The following is a 17,861-nucleotide window of genomic DNA, read 5'->3' on the forward strand; positions in this document are numbered from 1 at the left end:
TAGATTTCTAGAAAAATTTACCGTATAGTGTTGATTAGTGGGAGGTATGACCCAGATCTATCTTTTCACACATACTAGTTTATTAGGGAGGATTAAAATGAAAAAGTTCTTTGTCGCCTTATTTTCAGTAGTAGCACTCTTTATGTTTATGGGTACTGGGGCATTCGCAGCAGAAAATGACAACGCTGAGATATTACAAAAGATTGAAGAAACAAATGTAGCAATTGAACAAGAAATTCAAGCAGCACAGGCTAAAGGTGACAAACTATTGTCAGCGCTTTCTCTAGAAACAGGGAAGCTAGATGCAAAACTAGAAACGGCTAGACAAAATGGAGCATCAGAAGCGGACATTGCGAAGCTTGAAAGGGAAGTACAGACAAAAAAAGCAGATCTTATTGCAAAGTACAACAAGGACCTTGATAAACTAATCGGTGATCTAATCGACAAAACGAACAAAATGACTGCAGACATGATTGAGGAAGCTGCAAAAGAAGGCATACAAGCAGAATGTTCATGGGTGTATGTGCAGATTGCAGACCGTTGGGTATGGGTTGATCCAATTAAAATTATTGGGCCATGATACAAAAAAGGGTGCATCAATTTTATGATGCACCCTTTTTTGTAACATAAATTTGTATATAATATATATAAGTCTATTGTTCCGCACTCGAGGAGGGTAAAAGTTGGAAGGTTTTGTTTTCGGCAGAAAGAATACGTATCTTGAAAGTGTAGAACAGGAGTCGGCATCCCTTAGTTTACTAGCAAGGGGGGCAGGTCTTGAATTTATGAAACACACAATTAATAAGGAAACTGCTTTTTATATCTATCCTGGAAAAAATCCAGATGCATATGAATTCTTTTATATACTTGAAGGTCAAATAAAATGTGAAGATCAAGATATTATTCTAAGTGTAGGTGATTATTTTTCAGTAAAAGCATTAACTGAGTTAATATTTTTTGAGGCAATAAATGAAACAACTCTTCTTTGGGTTATAAATGAGCCAACTTTTAGATTGATTAGTGAAGATGTTTTCAAATTGATACAAATTGTGAAAAGTGTAGGAGATAAAGATAGATATACCAAAGAACATAGTGAGCGTGTTCAAAGCGTGAGTATCAAAATAGGAAAGTATTTGGGATTATCTCCAGAAGATACTGACAACCTTATTGTTGCATCCATCCTTCACGACGTCGGAAAAATTAACGTTCCTGAAGAAATCCTTAACAAGCCAGGTGGTCTGACGGATGAAGAATATGACATTATTAAAAAACATCCTGCTGATGGAGCGGATATGATAAAAGATACGTATTATGCTGATATAAGTAATATTATTCATCAGCACCACGAGCGCCTCAATGGTTCTGGTTACCCGGATGGTCTGAAGGGTGATGAGATCACGATTGGTGCCAAAATTATTGGTGTTAGTGATTCTTATGATGCGATGACGGACGACCGTTCATATCGAAAAGCCTATACACCTGAATATGCTATGAATGAATTAAAACGTCTTTCAGACGTCTTATACGATGCTGAAGTGGTCGATGCTCTTGAAGCGGTTTTAATTGAAGAAGGCATTCTAAATAGCAACTAGCCGAAGGGAGATGGAAGACATCTTCTTTTTTGTTTGTTAAACAGGACAATTGATTTGCAATGTTTCACGTGTAACATTGAAGCTGGTATGATAGAGAAATAATCGAAATTTGAGGAGATTGGTATTGTGGGTAAACAACTTATTCTTGCAGAAAAACCCTCTGTTGGACGTGATATCGCGAGAGTATTGAATTGTACAAAAGGTGGAAATGGCTTTCTTGAAGGAGATCGCTATATTGTAACGTGGGCACTTGGTCATCTAGTGACGCTTGCTGATCCTGAAGTTTATGATGAGGCATATAAGTCGTGGAAGTTAGAGGATTTGCCGATGCTTCCAGCCCCGTTGAAACTTGTGGTTATTAAAAGAAGTGGAAAACAATTTAGCGTTGTGAAAACGCAAATGAACCGTAATGATGTAAGTGAAATTGTGATTGCAACGGATGCCGGAAGAGAAGGAGAGTTAGTGGCGCGTTGGATTATTGAAAAAGCGCGAGCTAAAAAACCACTTAAGAGGTTGTGGATTTCATCCGTCACAGATAAAGCGATTCGTGATGGATTTAAAAATCTAAAAGATGCCAACCAATACACAAACCTTTATCAAGCAGCTGCAGCAAGATCTGAAGCAGATTGGTATGTAGGGCTTAATGCAACTCGTGCTCTTACTACAAAATACAATGCACAGCTTTCAAGTGGAAGAGTGCAAACGCCTACGCTTTCGATGATTGCGAAGCGTGAGGAAGAAATCAAGTCCTTTCAACCTGAACGGTATTATGGAATGGCAGCGGTGGTGGATGGTTTTACACTAACGTATCGGGATTCAAAATCAAACGATTCACGCGTATTCGATCGCGAGCGAATTGATTCTGACCTTAAGCAGTTATCAGGGAAACAAGCGCGAATACAAGAAGTTAAGAAAGCAAAGAAAAAGACGTTTGCACCTGGATTGTATGACTTAACTGAACTACAAAGAGACGCGCACAAACGTTTTGGGTTTTCAGCGAAAGAAACACTTTCAGCTACCCAGCGGTTGTATGAACAGCACAAACTAGTTACGTATCCGAGAACTGATTCACGCTTCCTTTCTTCTGATATGAAAGACACGTTGAAAGAGAGATTAGAAGCTGTAGCGCCTTATGAGAAAGCAGCGCGAAAAGTACTCGGTAAAACGATTCAAACGGGGAAGCATATTATTGATGATCGAAAAGTATCCGATCATCATGCAATTATTCCGACGGAGCAAACGCCCGTTATTCGAGAACTTAGTGATAAGGATCGGAAAGTATATGATTTGATTGTTAAACGGTTTGTAGCCGCATTATACGAGCCATTTGAATACGAGCAAGTGACGGTAAAGGCTAAGATTGGTGAAGCAAACTTTGATACCAAAGGAAAGAGAGTGCTTTCTGCCGGTTGGAAAGCAATATACGAGACAGAGGAAGCGGATGTCGTGCTTCCTGAGCTTAAAGAGGGCCAGGAACTTCGCGTGCTGTCTCTAACAAGAACAGAAGGGAAAACCAACCCTCCGGCTCGTTTTAACGAAGGAACACTGTTAACTGCGATGGAAAAGCCAGCTCAATTTTTAAGCATGCAAGATAACAAGCTTGCAAAAACGCTTGGTGAAACCGGTGGACTCGGAACCGTTGCAACGCGTGCGGATATTATCGAGAAATTATTTAATAGCTTTTTAATTGAAAAGAATGGAAAAGATTTAACGATCACATCAAAAGGGAAGCAATTGCTTGAGATCGTTCCGGATGAATTGCAATCACCTGCTTTAACTGCAGAATGGGAGCAAAAACTTGAAGCGATTGGCAAAGGTACCCTTTCAAAGCAGTCATTTATTGAAGAGATGAAAGCCTATGCGAACGAAACCGTTCAGAAAATCAAGTCCAGTTCGAAGAAATATAAGCATGATAACGTAACAGGAACGAAATGTCCTGATTGTGGGAATTTGATGCTTGAAGTGAAAAGTAAAAAAGGTAAAATGCTTGTTTGTCAGGATCGTGAATGTGGCTATCGTAAAGGGAAAAGCAAAGTAACTAACGCAAGGTGTCCAAAGTGTAAAAAGAAACTTGAGCTTCATGGACAAGGTGATGCCCAAACCTTTATATGCAAGTGCGGTCATCGTGAAAAACTGTCGACATTTAATGAACGACGCAAAAAAGAAAAAAATACAAAAGCGACGAAGAAAGATGTTTCAAGCTATATGAAAAACCAGCAGAAAGACGAGCCGGTTAATACAGCTCTAGCTGATGCATTAGCGAAATTAAAATTAGATCAAGATAAATAACAGGGAGCAGGGTGACCTGCTTCTTTTTTCATTTAGCTGTTATTCATGTAATAAAAAAATAATATAGTATGGAAATGGATTGGTTTAACCAATTAAAGGGTACTATTCTTTTACATATTTCCTTGATAATAGTTCTTTTGATTGAAAAGAGTAGATAGTTGCCTTATCGTACCAATTGCATATAAAATGACGACATGTAAAAAGTGTTTCGTTTTTACTAATTTATCCAATTGTGAGCATATTTTCAAACATTTCTGTTCAATTCGATTATAGTGAAGTTAGTGTGAAGGACAGAATAAGAATGAAGCACGAGCAGTTGTTAAACATAAGGAGGCTATCCATGGTCGATTCGATTTTATTTAATATTATGCTTGTTGGTGCCCTCGGCATCTTTTCGCAATGGGTTGCCTGGCGTTTTCACTTCCCTGCCATTGTCGTTATGTCTATTATTGGTTTACTTGTCGGGCCGATTTTTGGCTTCCTTCATCCAGAAGATGTATTTGGAGATTTATTTGATCCATTCGTATCGATTGCAGTAGCTATCATTTTATTTGAAGGCAGTCTAAATCTTGATTTTAGAGAAATTAAGGGCCTTGGTCGCCCGGTTGGAAGAATTGTAACGGTAGGCGCATTTCTAGCATGGCTGTTAGGTTCACTGTCAGCGCACTATGTTGCAGGGTTGTCCTGGGGCGTTGCGTTTGTAATAGGCGGGTTGTTTATTGTAACGGGCCCAACCGTTATCTTACCGCTACTACGACAAGCCAAACTAAAGCCAAGACCAGCAAAGATATTAAAGTGGGAAGGAATCATCGTCGATCCGCTTGGAGCACTTCTTGCTGTTTTTGCATTTGAAATTATTAAATTTCTAAAAGTAGAGGAAGCAACGGCTACCGTTCTTCTTGTCTTTTTCTTAGGATCTCTTTTTGCCACGCTATTTGGGTTCCTATGTGGACGTGGTATTGGGTGGATGTTTGAGAAGGGATATGTTCCTGAATTCTTAAAATCTCCAGTCGTTTTCGCTGTCGTGATCCTTTGTTTTGCGGTATCTGATGAAATTACGCATGAAACGGGATTGCTTGCTGTTACGGCAATGGGGATTACGCTAGCGAACATGCATATTTCATCGATTGATGATATGAGACATTTTAAAGAGAACATTTCAGTTCTTTTAATCTCAACGATCTTCATCATGCTAACCGCTTCCTTATCCGTTGACACATTGCTTGAAATCTTCCATTGGCAAATCCTTGCGTTTGTCCTACTTATGCTATTTGTGGTAAGACCAATTTCGATCTGGTTATCCACGATTGGAACGGATTTATCCTGGCAAGAAAAAACGCTTGTTGGTTGGATTGCGCCGCGAGGAATCGTCGCATTAACTGTCGCAAGTTACTTTGCAAGTGTGTTGCTTGATGCTGGATTTGAAGATGCAAAAATCCTAATGTCTCTCACATTTGCATTAGTATTTGCAACGGTTGTTGTTCATGGGTTTTCCATTCGTTGGACGGCAGAGAAGCTTGGACTTGCAAGTGACGGTCAACCGGGAGTTCTAATCGTTGGAGGAAGTACGTTCTCAACGGCGCTTTCTAAAACATTAAAAGAATTAAAGATCCCAGTATTAATCACGGATTCATCATGGCAAAGGCTGCTTACAACGAGAAAAGCAGGCGTACCGTTTTATAGAGGAGAAATTCTTTCTGAACAAACCGAATATCGTCTGGATTTAACGCCTTACGAGTATATGATTGCGGCAACTGAGCTCGATTCTTATAACGCCCTTGTTTGTACAACATTCGTTCCTGAAATTGGACGGAACAACCTCTTCCAGTTAAGTTTACGAAACGATCGAGGGGACGATCTTGAAGAGCTTGTTCATACGATTGGTGGACGCGTGGCGTTTAAAGAAGGAGCAACGTGGGAGATTTTAAATCGTAAAGTAGAGAGTGGCTATGTTTTTCGTAAAACAAACATTACTCAGCAGTATACGTATGATCGGTATTTGAAAGAACGAGATGAAGAAACGATCATGCTCTTTGTGAAGAAACCTTCTGGTAGCTTAGAATTTTTCGCTCACGATTCTCAAACGAGAGCGGAAGCAGGCGATGTACTTGTAAGCCTGATGCCGCCAAGTAAGGAATTTAATCGGATTCGTGAAAAGCTTGATAAGCAGCGTACCGATGAGAAAGAGAAAGAAGAGAAAGAAAAAGAACATCATTTAGAAGATGAGTAAAGCCCCCAGCGAGGGGCTTTTTTTATGTTCAAAGCAAAAGTCCGATAGAAAGGGGAGTAAAGCTAGAGACTGATGGGATACCGTAATGATATGCTATTTAAAAGTAGGGGGGTTGATCATGTATGATGTAACCATCATCGGAGCTGGAGTAAGCGGGATTTTTATGGCATACGAGCTGACAAAGCGATACCCAGAATTCAAAATTATGTTGATTGATAAAGGGAAGAAACTCTCAGAACGGAACTGTAAGGCTCGTTCCAAACAAGAATGTTCATGTGACATTTGTGATCAATACATTGGTTTTGCTGGACTTGGTAAATCAGAAGGCAAGTTTAATTATACGAATGATTTTGGTGGTAGTCTCGGTAGAAAAATAGGAACAGTTCAAGCAGAAAAGCTGATGTGGGATGTCGACCGAATTCTTTGTTCTTTTGGTGGAGAAGAGGCTGAGCTCTATCATACTCATAGTCCAAAGTTAGAGGTGAGTGCAAAAAGCGTAGGATTAGAGGTGTTAACGACTTCGGTAAGACACCTTGGAACGAAACGATCTCACCATGTGTTTCAAAGCTTATATGAGATTCTTACGAAACGAATTCATTTGTGGTTTGAAACAGACGTGTATTCGATTGAAAAAAGCGATTTCTTTGAAATAAATACCTCAAAAGGAAACATACAAACAAAGAAAGTTGTGCTATCAACGGGTAACAGCGGAAGTGAGTGGATGTATCGTCAATGTGAAAAGCTTGGTCTCCTACCTGGTCCTGCTCGTCTAGATTTAGGAATTCGCGTTGAAATGCGAGGGAACCAGCTTGAGGCAATCTTAAAAGATACGTTTGAAACGAAACTTCATATTAAAAGAGAGGCATTTGAAGGAACGACGTATTGCATGAACCCGAACGGCAGAATAATAAGGAAATATCAACATGGTCTTGTGATGCCTGATGGGCAAAATAAGAGAGAAAGAGATAACGCAGGAAATAATTTAAATTTTACTTTATTTGTGCCATCTTTTTATTCTTCGAAAGAGGAGGCCGACCTTGTTGCGCAAGAGGTGATAGGTGGAATCAATAGGGGAAGAGATCGAATCGTTGTTCAGCGTCTTCAAGATTTAAAAAAACAGCAGGCGACAACGTCTCACATTCTGAGTTCAAATTCAATTGTTCCTTCTCTTGATGGAGAAGCTGGTAACCTAATAGATGAATTGCCAAACATCTATCTGGATGCTCTTCGGGAGTTTTTTGATAGTCTCGAAAAGTTGATAGGAGAGCCTATTGATGAAGAAACCTTGTTATATGGCATAGATGGAAAGTTTTATGAAGCAAAAATACCAACGAATGATTCCTTTGAAACAGATGTAACCGGACTCTTTCTAATTGGAGATTGCTCAGGAGAAACGCATTCCTTATCACAGGCAGCAGCAAGCGGTTTATATGCAGCAAAAATGATATAAAAAAAGATCGGCACTATGGCCGATCTCTTTAGTGAGTGTTACGAAGCAGATGATTCTGACAGTGCTTTTTCACGTTTCGTTAAGAACTTCAACGTGAAGATTGAAAAAGCAATTAGCGCAATACACGTTAACCCTAAATATAGGTTACTAAAGATAAGATTTTCTCCCGTTAGTGATAAAGGATTCATGGAAAATGACACGTTTTTCATTTCAAGAAGTCTTCCGAAAATAGCTGAGCTAAATGCCCCTGCAAGGAAGTTCAGTAAATTGAAAACGCCCATCCCTACGCCGTTTTGGTTGTCAGGTAGTATAGAAGATAGTAAATCGGCAGTTGAGCTTTGGATGAGCGGGAATCCAAGATAAGCAATTAATAAACAAGGTGCGATGACCCATGCATTGTAACCTGAAAATGTTGAGATAAAAAATGTGCCGCTCGCAATTAGGAGCAGAGCAATTTTAACGACAAGAATGGCGCCACGCTGTTCAATAATTTTACCGCCTATTTGTCCAATCAATCCGGCTGCCATGGCGCCAGGAAATAAGACAAGGCCAATCTTTAAGGTGGATAAACTGTTTAGTTCGCGCAACATGATCGGAATCACAAAAATCAGTCCGAAAAGCGCTGATGTACCTAGAAAGCTTGTTAGAACGGTTATCGTATACTTCGTGTTCTTTAATATCACAGGATCGATAAACGGGTGTGTGATCGTAAATGTCCGCCATAAGAACAGAATGAAAAAAACGATAAAGATTACAAGTAAGTACCATAGGAACGTTGTAATATAGAACAGCAGTGAAGCAACCGATACAGCCATTAAAGCGGCGCCTGGTAAATCAATTGAGCCTGATCGCTTTTCTTCATTCGGCAACCATTTTCGAAAGAGTGGTATTGCGAATACTGTGGCAACAGAAAATAGAAAAAGAAAACGCCAGTTCAAAGTGCCACCTACAACGCCACCAATGATTGGGCCAACTCCTGAAGCAAATGCAACCGTAGAAGAAATCAGTCCGAATACTCTACCTTTTTCATTAGGCAGGAATCGAATTGGTACGATAAAGGCAAGGGCTGGGATTGTTGCGCCACCAATCGCTTGAAGGATTCGCGCGGCTAATAAAGTCGGGTAGTTTGGAGAAAGAAAGCCAATAAAAGCACCAGTAGCAAAGATACTAATTCCTATAGTGAAAAGTGTTTTAATTGGGTAAATATCGGCCAACTTTCCGTACATGAGAGATCCAATCGCAAACACAAGAATATATCCAGTTAAGACCCAGCTTACTTCTGAAGGGCTAAGATTGAAAGATGCTGCAATATCGGGAATGGCTACATTAAACATTGTTCCATTCATAACAGCAAAAGCTAATATGGTACAAACAAGGATAATTAACTTTTTGCGTGCCGATGCATCCAATTTTTCGTGTTCATAGTAGTCTGACATAGCTGCCCTCCTTTAGTTATTTTTAAATTTGGTTAATAAGATTTATTTAGCAACCCGAAATAATACACACTCCATATAATCATAGAGGGCTAATTGGGAGATGTAAACTAAGTTGCCTGTCTAAACGATTCAACCGCACATATTTTCCCAGTTATAGACATTCGAGGATATATCGATTATGATGAAATAAGGAAAGACTGCATTAATGGAGGAACGGTTATGCCAACAATTAAAGATGTAGCAAAACGTGCTGGAGTCTCTCGCACAACAGTTTCACGAGTACTTAATGACAATGGCTACGTAAGTCATGAAGCAAGGCAACGTGTCGTTGAAGCCGTTGAGGAAATGGGATATATTCCAAGTGCACATGCTAAAACGATGCGGACGAAGCGCTCTGGTGTCATTGGCGTTATTTTGCCAAGAATTAGTACGGAAACAGCTAGTCGCGTTGTGAATGGCATTGAGAAAGAGCTTGCAGCCAACGGATATCAAATTCTTTTAACAAATACACAACTACAGCCGGAGAAAGAAATACAAAATATTAAACTACTAAAAAGTCGTCAAGTTGACGGCATTATTTTGCTTGCCACAAACCGCAATCAAGATTTACTTGATACGATTTCTGAAGCTTCGATCCCTTTTGTTGCCATTGGACAGGAGCTGAGCGGAGTAACTTCTGTGGTATACGACGATTACCATTCTGCTTTTAGTGTAACCGAGTTGCTTATTGAAAAAGGTCATCGTAACATTGGGTTTATTGGTGTACAAGAGACTGACCACTCTGTTGGGGTTGTTCGAAAACAGGGCTATCTTGATGCAATGGAAAAGCACGGTTTCCCAGTTGAAAAAGGGTGGATTCAATATGGTAACTTTACGTTTGAATCAGGTTATGAAGCGGCAAGTCAACTAGTGGAACAATCAGAGCGTCGACCAACGGCGATCTTCGCTGTAACAGATCGAATGGCGATCGGAGCGCTAGGCTTTTTGAAAGAACAAAATATTCGAATCCCTGAGGACATCGCTTTATTTGGTATTGGGGCATCAGATTTATCACGACATGTGACCCCACCACTATCTACAGTGGACTATTTTAATGAGGATGCTGGACACAAAACAGCCCAGCTTATTTTAGAACAGTTATCAGGGAAAGTTTTGGAGAAAGAAAAAATTAAACTTGATTATAGACTTATCGAAAGAGATAGTGTATAGTAACTAGTGAAAACGATGTCAATTTCTTTTTAATCAATGTGGAATCGTTCACACATCGAATGAAATTAATACTGAATTATTTAGCAAAGAAGAGCGAGTAAATGAAAACGCTCGCATTCTTGTTCGCAGAATGTGGAATCGATACCACGAGCAAGATAAACCTTGAAGGGAGTTATTAATATGGCTACAAACCGTGAGATTGCACAGGAAGTCATTGATGCCATTGGAGGCCAGGAAAATATCCAATCGGTTGCTCACTGTGCAACACGACTTAGGATAATGGTGCACGATCAGGAAAAAATCGATCAGGAAAGAGTAGAAGGGGTTGAGAAGGTAAAGGGTGCCTTCTATAATTCTGGACAATATCAAGTTATCTTCGGAACAGGAACAGTTAACCGAATTTATGATGAAGTGACGGCTCTGGGAGCGACTGGTTCAACGAAGTCCGATATGAAAGAAGAATCCGCTAAACAGGGAAATGCATTTCAACGTGCGATTCGCTCATTTGGTGACGTGTTCGTTCCAATCATTCCGGCACTAGTTGCAACTGGACTGTTTATGGGACTTCGTGGTCTTGTTTTACAAGAAGAAATCCTCGCCCTTTTCGGTTTAACGCCAGGGGACATTTCGGAAAACTTTATTCTATTCACTCAAGTTCTAACTGACACAGCGTTTATTTTCTTACCAGCGCTTGTAGCATGGTCGACATTCCGAGTGTTCGGAGGAAATCCAACCATTGGTCTTGTTCTCGGATTGATGCTTGTTACGCCAGCTCTTCCGAACGCATGGGAAGTAGCAGCAGGAAATGCAGAACCTCTTAAGTTTCTAGGATTTATTCCGGTCGTTGGCTATCAAGGTTCAGTTATTCCGGCATTTGTTGCTGGTTTTCTCGGTGCAAAATTAGAAAAGCGTATTCGTAAAATGGTTCCTGAAGCACTGGATCTAATTTTAACGCCATTTCTAGTCCTGTTAATTATGATTACTTTGTCATTGTTTGCAATCGGACCGATTTTCCATACAGTAGAAGAGTACATTATGGATGGTACGATTTTCATTCTTGATCTTCCATTCGGACTAAGCGGACTAATCATTGGTTTCTTCCATCAGATTATCGTTATTACGGGTGTTCACCATATTTTCAACTTCCTTGAAATTCAGTTGTTTGAAAACCTTGGTTATAATCCGTTTAACCCAATCATTTCAGCTGCCATCGCAGCTCAAGGTGGGGCAGCGCTTGCAGTCGGAATGAAAACAAAATCGAAGAAACTAAAAGCACTAGCACTTCCATCTTCATTATCTGCATTTCTTGGAATTACAGAGCCGGCAATCTTCGGGGTAAACCTTCGCTATATGAAGCCATTTATTATGGGACTCATTGGTGGGGCAGTTGGTGGATTCCTTGCATCACTCTTTAAGCTTAAAGCAACTGGTCTTGCAGTTACGGTTATTCCAGGTACCCTTTTGTTCTTAAACAGCCAGATCGTTTTATACCTTCTTGTGAATATCATTTCAATTGGTGTTGCGTTCGGTCTGACATGGGCATTTGGCTACAAAGACGGTATGCTAGACAAATAAAGAAAAAGGGGTCCTTATTAAAAGCGGGTCCCCTTTTTTAAAATTTTGACGAATTAGGTGGTTTATATGATCGATCGAAATGATGAATTAAAAGAGTTAGCAATAAAAGAAATAAATGAACATCGCAATACGGTTGAAAAAGATCATTTCCGTTCCGTATTTCACTTAATGCCGCCCGTTGGATTATTAAATGATCCAAACGGCTTTATTCATTGGAAAGGCGTTTATCATGTTTTCTTTCAATGGATGCCGTTCAAAACAGATCATGGTGCAAAATTCTGGGGTCATTATACGTCGACAGATCTCGTGAACTGGGAACTTCAACCAATCGCCTTGGCTCCGGGAGACTGGTATGACAAGAATGGTTGTTATTCAGGAAGTGCAGTGGTTTATGAAGATAAAATGTATCTATTTTATACAGGGAATGTGAAGGACGAAGAAGGCAATCGAGAAACTTATCAGTGTGTAGCCGTTTCTGAAGATGGCATTCACTTCGAGAAAAAAGGTGTGGTACTCCACTTACCTGAGGGGTATACACCGCATTTTCGTGATCCAAAAGTGTGGCAGCATTTAGGTAAATGGTATATGGTAATTGGCACGCAAAACTTAAATGAAGAAGGACGAGTCGTTTTATTTGAGTCAGCCAACTTAATGGATTGGACGTTTAAAGGTGACGTAACTGCTTCGGGGGAAGAAGCAATTGGTGATCTAGGATTTATGTGGGAATGCCCAGATTTATTCGAATTAGATGGTAAGGATATTCTCCTCTTTTCACCTCAAGGGATAGAGCCAGAAGGATACTTGTATCAAAATATTTATCAAACAGGATACGTATCTGGCGAACTTGATTATGTAAGTGGAAAGATGAGTCACGGGGGATTTACAGAGCTTGACCGCGGTTTTGAGTTTTATGCACCGCAAACAACGCTTGATGAAAATGGAAGAAGGTTGGTCATCGGTTGGATGGGTGTACCGGAGCAGGCAGAAGGGCATCACCCTACGATTGCTCATAAATGGATTCATATCCTGACAGTTCCTAGGGAACTTCATTACGAGGACGAGCGACTCATTCAGCGACCTGCCGTGGAACTAGAAGCGATGCGACATACCGAAATGACAAAAGAAGCGAATCTGTCGAATGAGTTAAAACAGTGGAGTGAGCTGAACGGTACGGTATACGAGCTGCTTGTTCAACTAGAAGAAATAAAAGGAACGTTTTCGGTAAACTTACGAAACAACGCCTCTCTGACATATGATTCTACAAAAGCATTGTTAACATTTAAGAGAAAAAGCTTTGTAGACGGGAGAGAAGAAACGCGCAGCTGCTTGATTAACAGCGTGAAAGAGCTCCGTTTTTATGTTGACTCTTCTTCCGTTGAAGTGTTTGTGAACGGTGGCGAAGAGGTTTTTACATCGAGGTTCTTCCCTGAGGAAAGCAACGAGAGTCTTGTATTTGAAGCTGTTGGCGATTCAAAATTTCAAGTGACGAGATGGTTGTTAAATTAATACGGCACGTACAAAACCCCACTGGACCAGTGGGGTTTTGTTTTCTTTTCTTATTTTAAATTCACGATTTCTAATAACTAATATGTGATCACAATCAAAAAAATAACACGAGTGAAACACGATGCGAAATATGTCAAAACAAGCAAGCGCTGTTTTATCCATTAGAGTTAAAAAAACCCACAAATATGAACGAATTATGAATGAAATGTGTCGAAAAAGTGATAAATGCATGAGCAACTTTTGACACTTTGTGACACGTGTCACATTTATACGATGAACCTGCTACAATAGCCAATGGTAACAGTTGTTCCCTGTCATTTATTGTTTAAAATCTACTTAACTATTATATAGGAAGAAAGGAAGGTGGCCTGGCGGTGAAGCGAATGAAATCATTTTTTGCACTCAGTATGTTTCTAGCAGTGATGGTATTGAGTGGCTGTAGTAACTTAACCGTGCTTGATCCAAAAGGACCTGTAGCAGAACAACAAGCGAATTTAATTCTTTTCTCTATTGGATTTATGCTGTTTATTGTTTTGGTCGTGTTCGTGCTATTTACACTCATCCTTGTTAAATATCGTGAACGTAAGAGTGGTCCTGAATATGAGCCTCCTCACATCGAGGGGAATGTTTTTCTTGAAATTGTTTGGACCGTTATTCCGGTAATTATTCTCATTGTCCTTGCAGTGCCAACTGTACAAACGATTTTTGCACTAGAAGAGGCACCGGAAGCAACGTCCCATAAAGACCCAATCGTTATTCATGCTACATCAGTCGATTGGAAATGGGTTTTTAGCTATCCAGAGGAAAATATCGAAACGGTGAATTATCTTCACATTCCTGAAGATCACCCAATTTTATTTAAACTAGCTTCTGCCGATTCAATGGGATCTTTTTGGATTCCATCGCTTGGTGGGCAGGAGTACACGATGTCTGGCATGATGAATGAACTTTATTTGCAAGCAGATGAAGTAGGTGAGTATCGTGGTCGTAACGCAAACTTCACTGGTGAAGGGTTTACGGAACAGGTATTTACCGTAACAGCTGAATCGGAAGAAGATTATGAAGAGTGGGTGGAAGAGGCGCAAAACGCACCTAAACTTACTCAAGAGAAATACAATGAGTTGATGCTGAAAGGTCATACAGAAGAGCAGACATTCTCAGAAACGCACCTTCAGTGGGTTGATCATGGAATGGATGCTGAATATGCAACGAAGGTTCGTAACGGCGAATCAACTGATGAAGATGATTCCTCAGAGATGGATCACTCAGAAATGAACCATGATGATTCTGAGAAAGATTCCGAGGAACACTCGCATTAAGAGAGGAGGAAGACACCATGAAATTGGATGAATTTTTTGTCACCGGGGACCCGCTCATTTACGGTGCGGATGTTTCGATCGCCTTAACGTTGATCGGTGCCATATTTGCACTAACGTATTTTAAAAAGTGGAAATGGTTGTGGACAGAATGGTTAACAACAGTTGACCATAAGAAACTCGGTATCATGTATATCATCGCAGCCGTTCTGATGCTATTCCGCGGTGGTGTAGATGCCATGCTCATGAGGGCGCAATTGACGGTCCCAGATGCAGGCTTCCTGGACGCCAACCACTATAACGAAATTTTCACAACTCACGGAACGATCATGATTATTTTCATGGCGATGCCGTTCTTAATTGGTTTAATTAACGTTGTTGTTCCGCTACAAATTGGAGCACGCGACGTCGCTTATCCGTTTTTAAACGCAGTAAGTTTCTGGACTTTCTTCATGGGGGCAATGCTCTTTAACATTTCTTTTGTTATTGGAGGATCGCCATCAGCTGGTTGGACAAGCTATGTTCCTTTAGCTGGTCTAGAACTAAGTCCATCAGTAGGTCAGAACTATTATTTACTAGGGTTACAGATTGCCGGTATCGGTACATTATTAACAGGGATTAACTTCCTAGTAACGATATTAAAAATGAGAGTACCATCCATGAAGCTCATGCATATGCCTATGTTCACATGGTCTTCATTAATTACAATGGTTATCATCATCTTTGCATTTCCGGTACTTACAGTAGCGCTTGCACTTATGACGTTTGACCGTTTGTTCGGAAGTCATTTCTTTACAATGATGGATGGTGGTATGCCAATGCTCTGGGCAAACCTCTTCTGGATTTGGGGTCACCCTGAAGTGTACATCGTTATACTTCCAGCATTTGGTATGTTCTCGGAAATTATTAGTACATTTGCTCGGAAAACGCTTTTCGGTTATAAAGCAATGGTTTACTCCATGGTTGTTATTGCCGGACTAAGTTTTCTAGTATGGGTTCACCACTTCTTTACGATGGGAGCAGGTGGAGCAGTTAACTCGTTCTTCTCTATCACAACGATGTTAATCGCCGTTCCGACAGGTGTGAAGATCTTTAACTGGTTATTCACTCTGTACAAGGGACGAATACGATTTACGACGCCAATGCTTTGGTCACTTGCCTTTATCCCAAACTTCGTTATTGGTGGGGTAACAGGTGTTATGCTGGCCATGGCGGCAGCTGACTATCAATACCATAATACGTACTTCCTTGTAGCCCACTTCCACTATGTGCTCATTTCTGGTACAGTTTATGCTTGTTTCGCAGGCTTACATTTCTGGTACCCGAAGATGTTCAATCATCGTTTGAACGAGCGCTTAGGAAAATGGACTTTCTGGATTTTTGTAGCAGGCTTCAACTTATGTTTCTTCCCGATGTATTTCCTAGGACTTGCAGGAATGCCACGTCGTGTTTACACGTATGGGGTCGCAGACGGTTGGATGAGCTTGAACGTACTTGCCACAATGGGTGGCGTATTAATGGGAATCGGATTCTTGATTCTTGTTTATAACATCTATTACAGCTTCCGTTACTCTCCACGTGAAACAACTGGAGATCCATGGGATGCAAGAACGCTTGAATGGTCAACACCAGCTCCAGTACCGCATTATAATTTCGCTCATCTTCCTGAGTCAAAAGGACATGATGCGTTCTGGATTATGAAACAAGAAAGAAAGCAAGGAAAGACACAAGAGAAGAAACCTTATAAACCAATTCATATGCCAAGTTACTCTGGTGTACCGGTTGTAATGAGTGTGTTCTTCTTTATCGCCGGGTTCGGTATGGTCTTTTCCTGGCACTGGATGTCGATCCTTGGACTTATTGGTGTACTAGCCACAATGGTCATTCGTTCGTTTGATTATGATAAAGGTTTCTACGTAAGCGTAGAAGAAATAGAAGAAGATCAAAAAAGGACTACTTTATAAAGGAGGCGTGAAGCATGGAATCAGTCGAATATTCTCCTAACACGCCTTTAGAATATCAGTCGGAAACTGGCCGACTGAATATTCTAGGCTTCTGGATTTTTCTCGGCGCCGAAATTGCACTATTTTCAACGTTGTTCGCAACTTACTTAGTATTGGTAGGTCGTACAGCGGGCGGTCCAGGACCAGAAGAGCTTTTTGAATTAAGTGGTGTGTTAATTGAAACGTTTTTGCTACTAACGAGTAGTTTCACATGTGGACTTGCCATACACTATATGAGAAATCATTCTCTTAAAGGTTTGTTTCTCTGGTTAGGCATTACACTTGCATTAGGTCTAGGTTTCTTAGGATTTGAAATTTATGAATTTGTTCATTACATTCATGAAGGCGCGGCACTAACAACGAGTGCATACTGGTCTGCCTTCTTCGTATTAGTCGGAACTCACGGTGCCCACGTTACAATGGGTATTGCGTGGATCATTCTTATCTTGATTCAGTTAAAACAGCGCGGGTTAACACCTGACACAACAAGGAAGGTCTTTATTTCAAGTCTTTACTGGCACTTCCTTGACGTTGTGTGGATCTTTATCTTCACAGCAGTCTACTTGTATGGGATGGTGATGTAAGATGTCCAACAACGAGCAGACAAACAGTCATAGCCACTTCCCATGGAGCCATTTAATTGGTTTCGGACTTTCGATCTTCTTAACGTTACTTGCTTTATGGGTAGGCTTTGCTTCAGACTTTAGCCTCAGAACGATTATGATTATTGTCGTGATCCTGGCATTGATTCAAGCGGCGATTCAGCTCTTGATGTTTATGCATATTACAGAGAGTGATAGTAGTCGGATTCAAGTTGGAACGATTTTATATGCGGTCTTTATTGCCGTGGCAGTTGTTGCAGGTACAATCTGGGTTATGTCATTCGGAATGCACAATATGAACATGTAATTAAAAAACCGTTGTTTCCCTTTAAGGGAAACAACGGTTTTTGTTTGAAAGTTAAGTTGTTTATTCTTCTGTTTGTGGCATCTTCTTTGCAAGCTGACGTTCCTTAAGAAATGGACGAGCAAAGATAAGGTAAGCAGCGATGTGTGCAAATAAAACGTTAATCGCAAAAAGTGTAATGAAGAGTGTATGTGCTACTGGAGTCATACCGCCACCAATGTAGAAAATTAGCAGTGCCCAGATTGCCACAATAAACGGCGTGTGAACGAATGCAAGCTTCTTATAATCCTGCCACAGAAACAACGGTGTAGCTGTGATAACGAAAAGATAGACCATATAGACATCCATA

At 40.5% G+C, this 17,861-nt stretch carries 14 protein-coding genes; 12 read left to right on the forward strand and 2 right to left on the reverse strand.

The window, feature by feature from the left end:
• The first annotated feature begins 97 nt into the window (after positions 1 to 97).
• From PQ578_RS00050 to PQ578_RS00070, 5 genes are all read left to right on the forward strand, one after another.
• Positions 98 to 580, forward strand: a complete 483-nt coding sequence (locus PQ578_RS00050) for a hypothetical protein (protein ID WP_273831637.1) — start codon at positions 98 to 100, stop codon at positions 578 to 580.
• Positions 581 to 683: 103 nt separating this feature from the next.
• A complete protein-coding gene (locus PQ578_RS00055) occupies positions 684 to 1,592 on the forward strand; it encodes an HD-GYP domain-containing protein (protein ID WP_273831638.1) in 909 nt (302 codons plus the stop codon).
• Positions 1,593 to 1,718: 126 nt separating this feature from the next.
• Positions 1,719 to 3,881, forward strand: a complete 2,163-nt coding sequence (locus PQ578_RS00060; protein ID WP_273831639.1) for a DNA topoisomerase III — start codon at positions 1,719 to 1,721, stop codon at positions 3,879 to 3,881.
• A 340-nt stretch (positions 3,882 to 4,221) separates the two neighbouring features.
• Complete coding sequence (locus tag PQ578_RS00065) at positions 4,222 to 6,111, forward strand: cation:proton antiporter (protein ID WP_273831640.1); 1,890 nt, start codon at positions 4,222 to 4,224, stop codon at positions 6,109 to 6,111.
• A 118-nt stretch (positions 6,112 to 6,229) separates the two neighbouring features.
• A complete protein-coding gene (locus PQ578_RS00070; RefSeq protein ID WP_273831641.1) occupies positions 6,230 to 7,561 on the forward strand; it encodes an NAD(P)/FAD-dependent oxidoreductase in 1,332 nt (443 codons plus the stop codon).
• 38 nt (positions 7,562 to 7,599) lie between these two features.
• Here PQ578_RS00070 and PQ578_RS00075 read toward each other — a convergent pair whose 3' ends face one another.
• Positions 7,600 to 8,997 (reverse strand): MFS transporter, encoded by a 1,398-nt coding sequence (locus PQ578_RS00075; RefSeq protein ID WP_273831642.1) that lies wholly within the window; start codon positions 8,995 to 8,997, stop codon positions 7,600 to 7,602.
• A 219-nt stretch (positions 8,998 to 9,216) separates the two neighbouring features.
• Between PQ578_RS00075 and PQ578_RS00080 the strand changes: the two genes are divergently transcribed.
• From PQ578_RS00080 to qoxD, 7 genes are all read left to right on the forward strand, one after another.
• The gene (locus PQ578_RS00080) at positions 9,217 to 10,206 is read left to right on the forward strand and encodes a LacI family DNA-binding transcriptional regulator (RefSeq protein WP_273831643.1); all 990 of its coding nucleotides are present in this window, start codon (positions 9,217 to 9,219) and stop codon (positions 10,204 to 10,206) included.
• A 180-nt stretch (positions 10,207 to 10,386) separates the two neighbouring features.
• Complete coding sequence (locus tag PQ578_RS00085; protein WP_273831644.1) at positions 10,387 to 11,781, forward strand: sucrose-specific PTS transporter subunit IIBC; 1,395 nt, start codon at positions 10,387 to 10,389, stop codon at positions 11,779 to 11,781.
• A gap of 66 nt (positions 11,782 to 11,847) precedes the next feature.
• On the forward strand, positions 11,848 to 13,287 hold the full coding sequence (locus tag PQ578_RS00090; RefSeq protein WP_273831645.1) for a sucrose-6-phosphate hydrolase: 1,440 nt from the start codon (positions 11,848 to 11,850) through the stop codon (positions 13,285 to 13,287).
• A gap of 383 nt (positions 13,288 to 13,670) precedes the next feature.
• Complete coding sequence (gene qoxA / locus PQ578_RS00095) at positions 13,671 to 14,606, forward strand: cytochrome aa3 quinol oxidase subunit II (protein WP_273833199.1); 936 nt, start codon at positions 13,671 to 13,673, stop codon at positions 14,604 to 14,606.
• A gap of 17 nt (positions 14,607 to 14,623) precedes the next feature.
• Positions 14,624 to 16,567, forward strand: coding sequence for a cytochrome aa3 quinol oxidase subunit I (gene qoxB, locus PQ578_RS00100; RefSeq protein WP_159786801.1), 1,944 nt, complete (start codon positions 14,624 to 14,626; stop codon positions 16,565 to 16,567).
• A 14-nt stretch (positions 16,568 to 16,581) separates the two neighbouring features.
• Positions 16,582 to 17,190, forward strand: coding sequence for a cytochrome aa3 quinol oxidase subunit III (gene qoxC, locus PQ578_RS00105; RefSeq protein WP_098445549.1), 609 nt, complete (start codon positions 16,582 to 16,584; stop codon positions 17,188 to 17,190).
• Between the two features lies 1 nt (position 17,191).
• A complete protein-coding gene (gene qoxD, locus PQ578_RS00110) occupies positions 17,192 to 17,515 on the forward strand; it encodes a cytochrome aa3 quinol oxidase subunit IV (protein WP_160918350.1) in 324 nt (107 codons plus the stop codon).
• A gap of 60 nt (positions 17,516 to 17,575) precedes the next feature.
• On the opposite strand, the gene PQ578_RS00115 is transcribed toward qoxD, so the two are convergent.
• Positions 17,576 to 17,860, reverse strand: coding sequence for a spore morphogenesis/germination protein YwcE (locus tag PQ578_RS00115; protein ID WP_098445547.1), 285 nt, complete (start codon positions 17,858 to 17,860; stop codon positions 17,576 to 17,578).
• Position 17,861: the final 1 nt, after the last annotated feature.

It is taken from the genome of Guptibacillus sedimenti, from assembly GCF_028610665.1.
GTDB lineage: Bacteria > Bacillota > Bacilli > Bacillales > Guptibacillaceae > Guptibacillus > Guptibacillus sedimenti.

Coding starts and splice junctions, on each gene's coding strand:
- qoxA (WP_273833199.1), top strand. CDS start 13,671: ATGAAATCATTTTTTGCACTCAGTATGTTTCTAGCAGTGATGGTATTG.
- PQ578_RS00050 (WP_273831637.1), top strand. CDS start 98: ATGAAAAAGTTCTTTGTCGCCTTATTTTCAGTAGTAGCACTCTTTATG.
- PQ578_RS00090 (WP_273831645.1), top strand. CDS start 11,848: ATGATCGATCGAAATGATGAATTAAAAGAGTTAGCAATAAAAGAAATA.
- PQ578_RS00065 (WP_273831640.1), top strand. CDS start 4,222: ATGGTCGATTCGATTTTATTTAATATTATGCTTGTTGGTGCCCTCGGC.
- PQ578_RS00075 (WP_273831642.1), bottom strand. CDS start 8,997: ATGTCAGACTACTATGAACACGAAAAATTGGATGCATCGGCACGCAAA.
- PQ578_RS00115 (WP_098445547.1), bottom strand. CDS start 17,860: ATGGATGTCTATATGGTCTATCTTTTCGTTATCACAGCTACACCGTTG.
- PQ578_RS00070 (WP_273831641.1), top strand. CDS start 6,230: ATGTATGATGTAACCATCATCGGAGCTGGAGTAAGCGGGATTTTTATG.
- qoxB (WP_159786801.1), top strand. CDS start 14,624: ATGAAATTGGATGAATTTTTTGTCACCGGGGACCCGCTCATTTACGGT.
- PQ578_RS00080 (WP_273831643.1), top strand. CDS start 9,217: ATGCCAACAATTAAAGATGTAGCAAAACGTGCTGGAGTCTCTCGCACA.
- PQ578_RS00085 (WP_273831644.1), top strand. CDS start 10,387: ATGGCTACAAACCGTGAGATTGCACAGGAAGTCATTGATGCCATTGGA.
- qoxD (WP_160918350.1), top strand. CDS start 17,192: ATGTCCAACAACGAGCAGACAAACAGTCATAGCCACTTCCCATGGAGC.
- qoxC (WP_098445549.1), top strand. CDS start 16,582: ATGGAATCAGTCGAATATTCTCCTAACACGCCTTTAGAATATCAGTCG.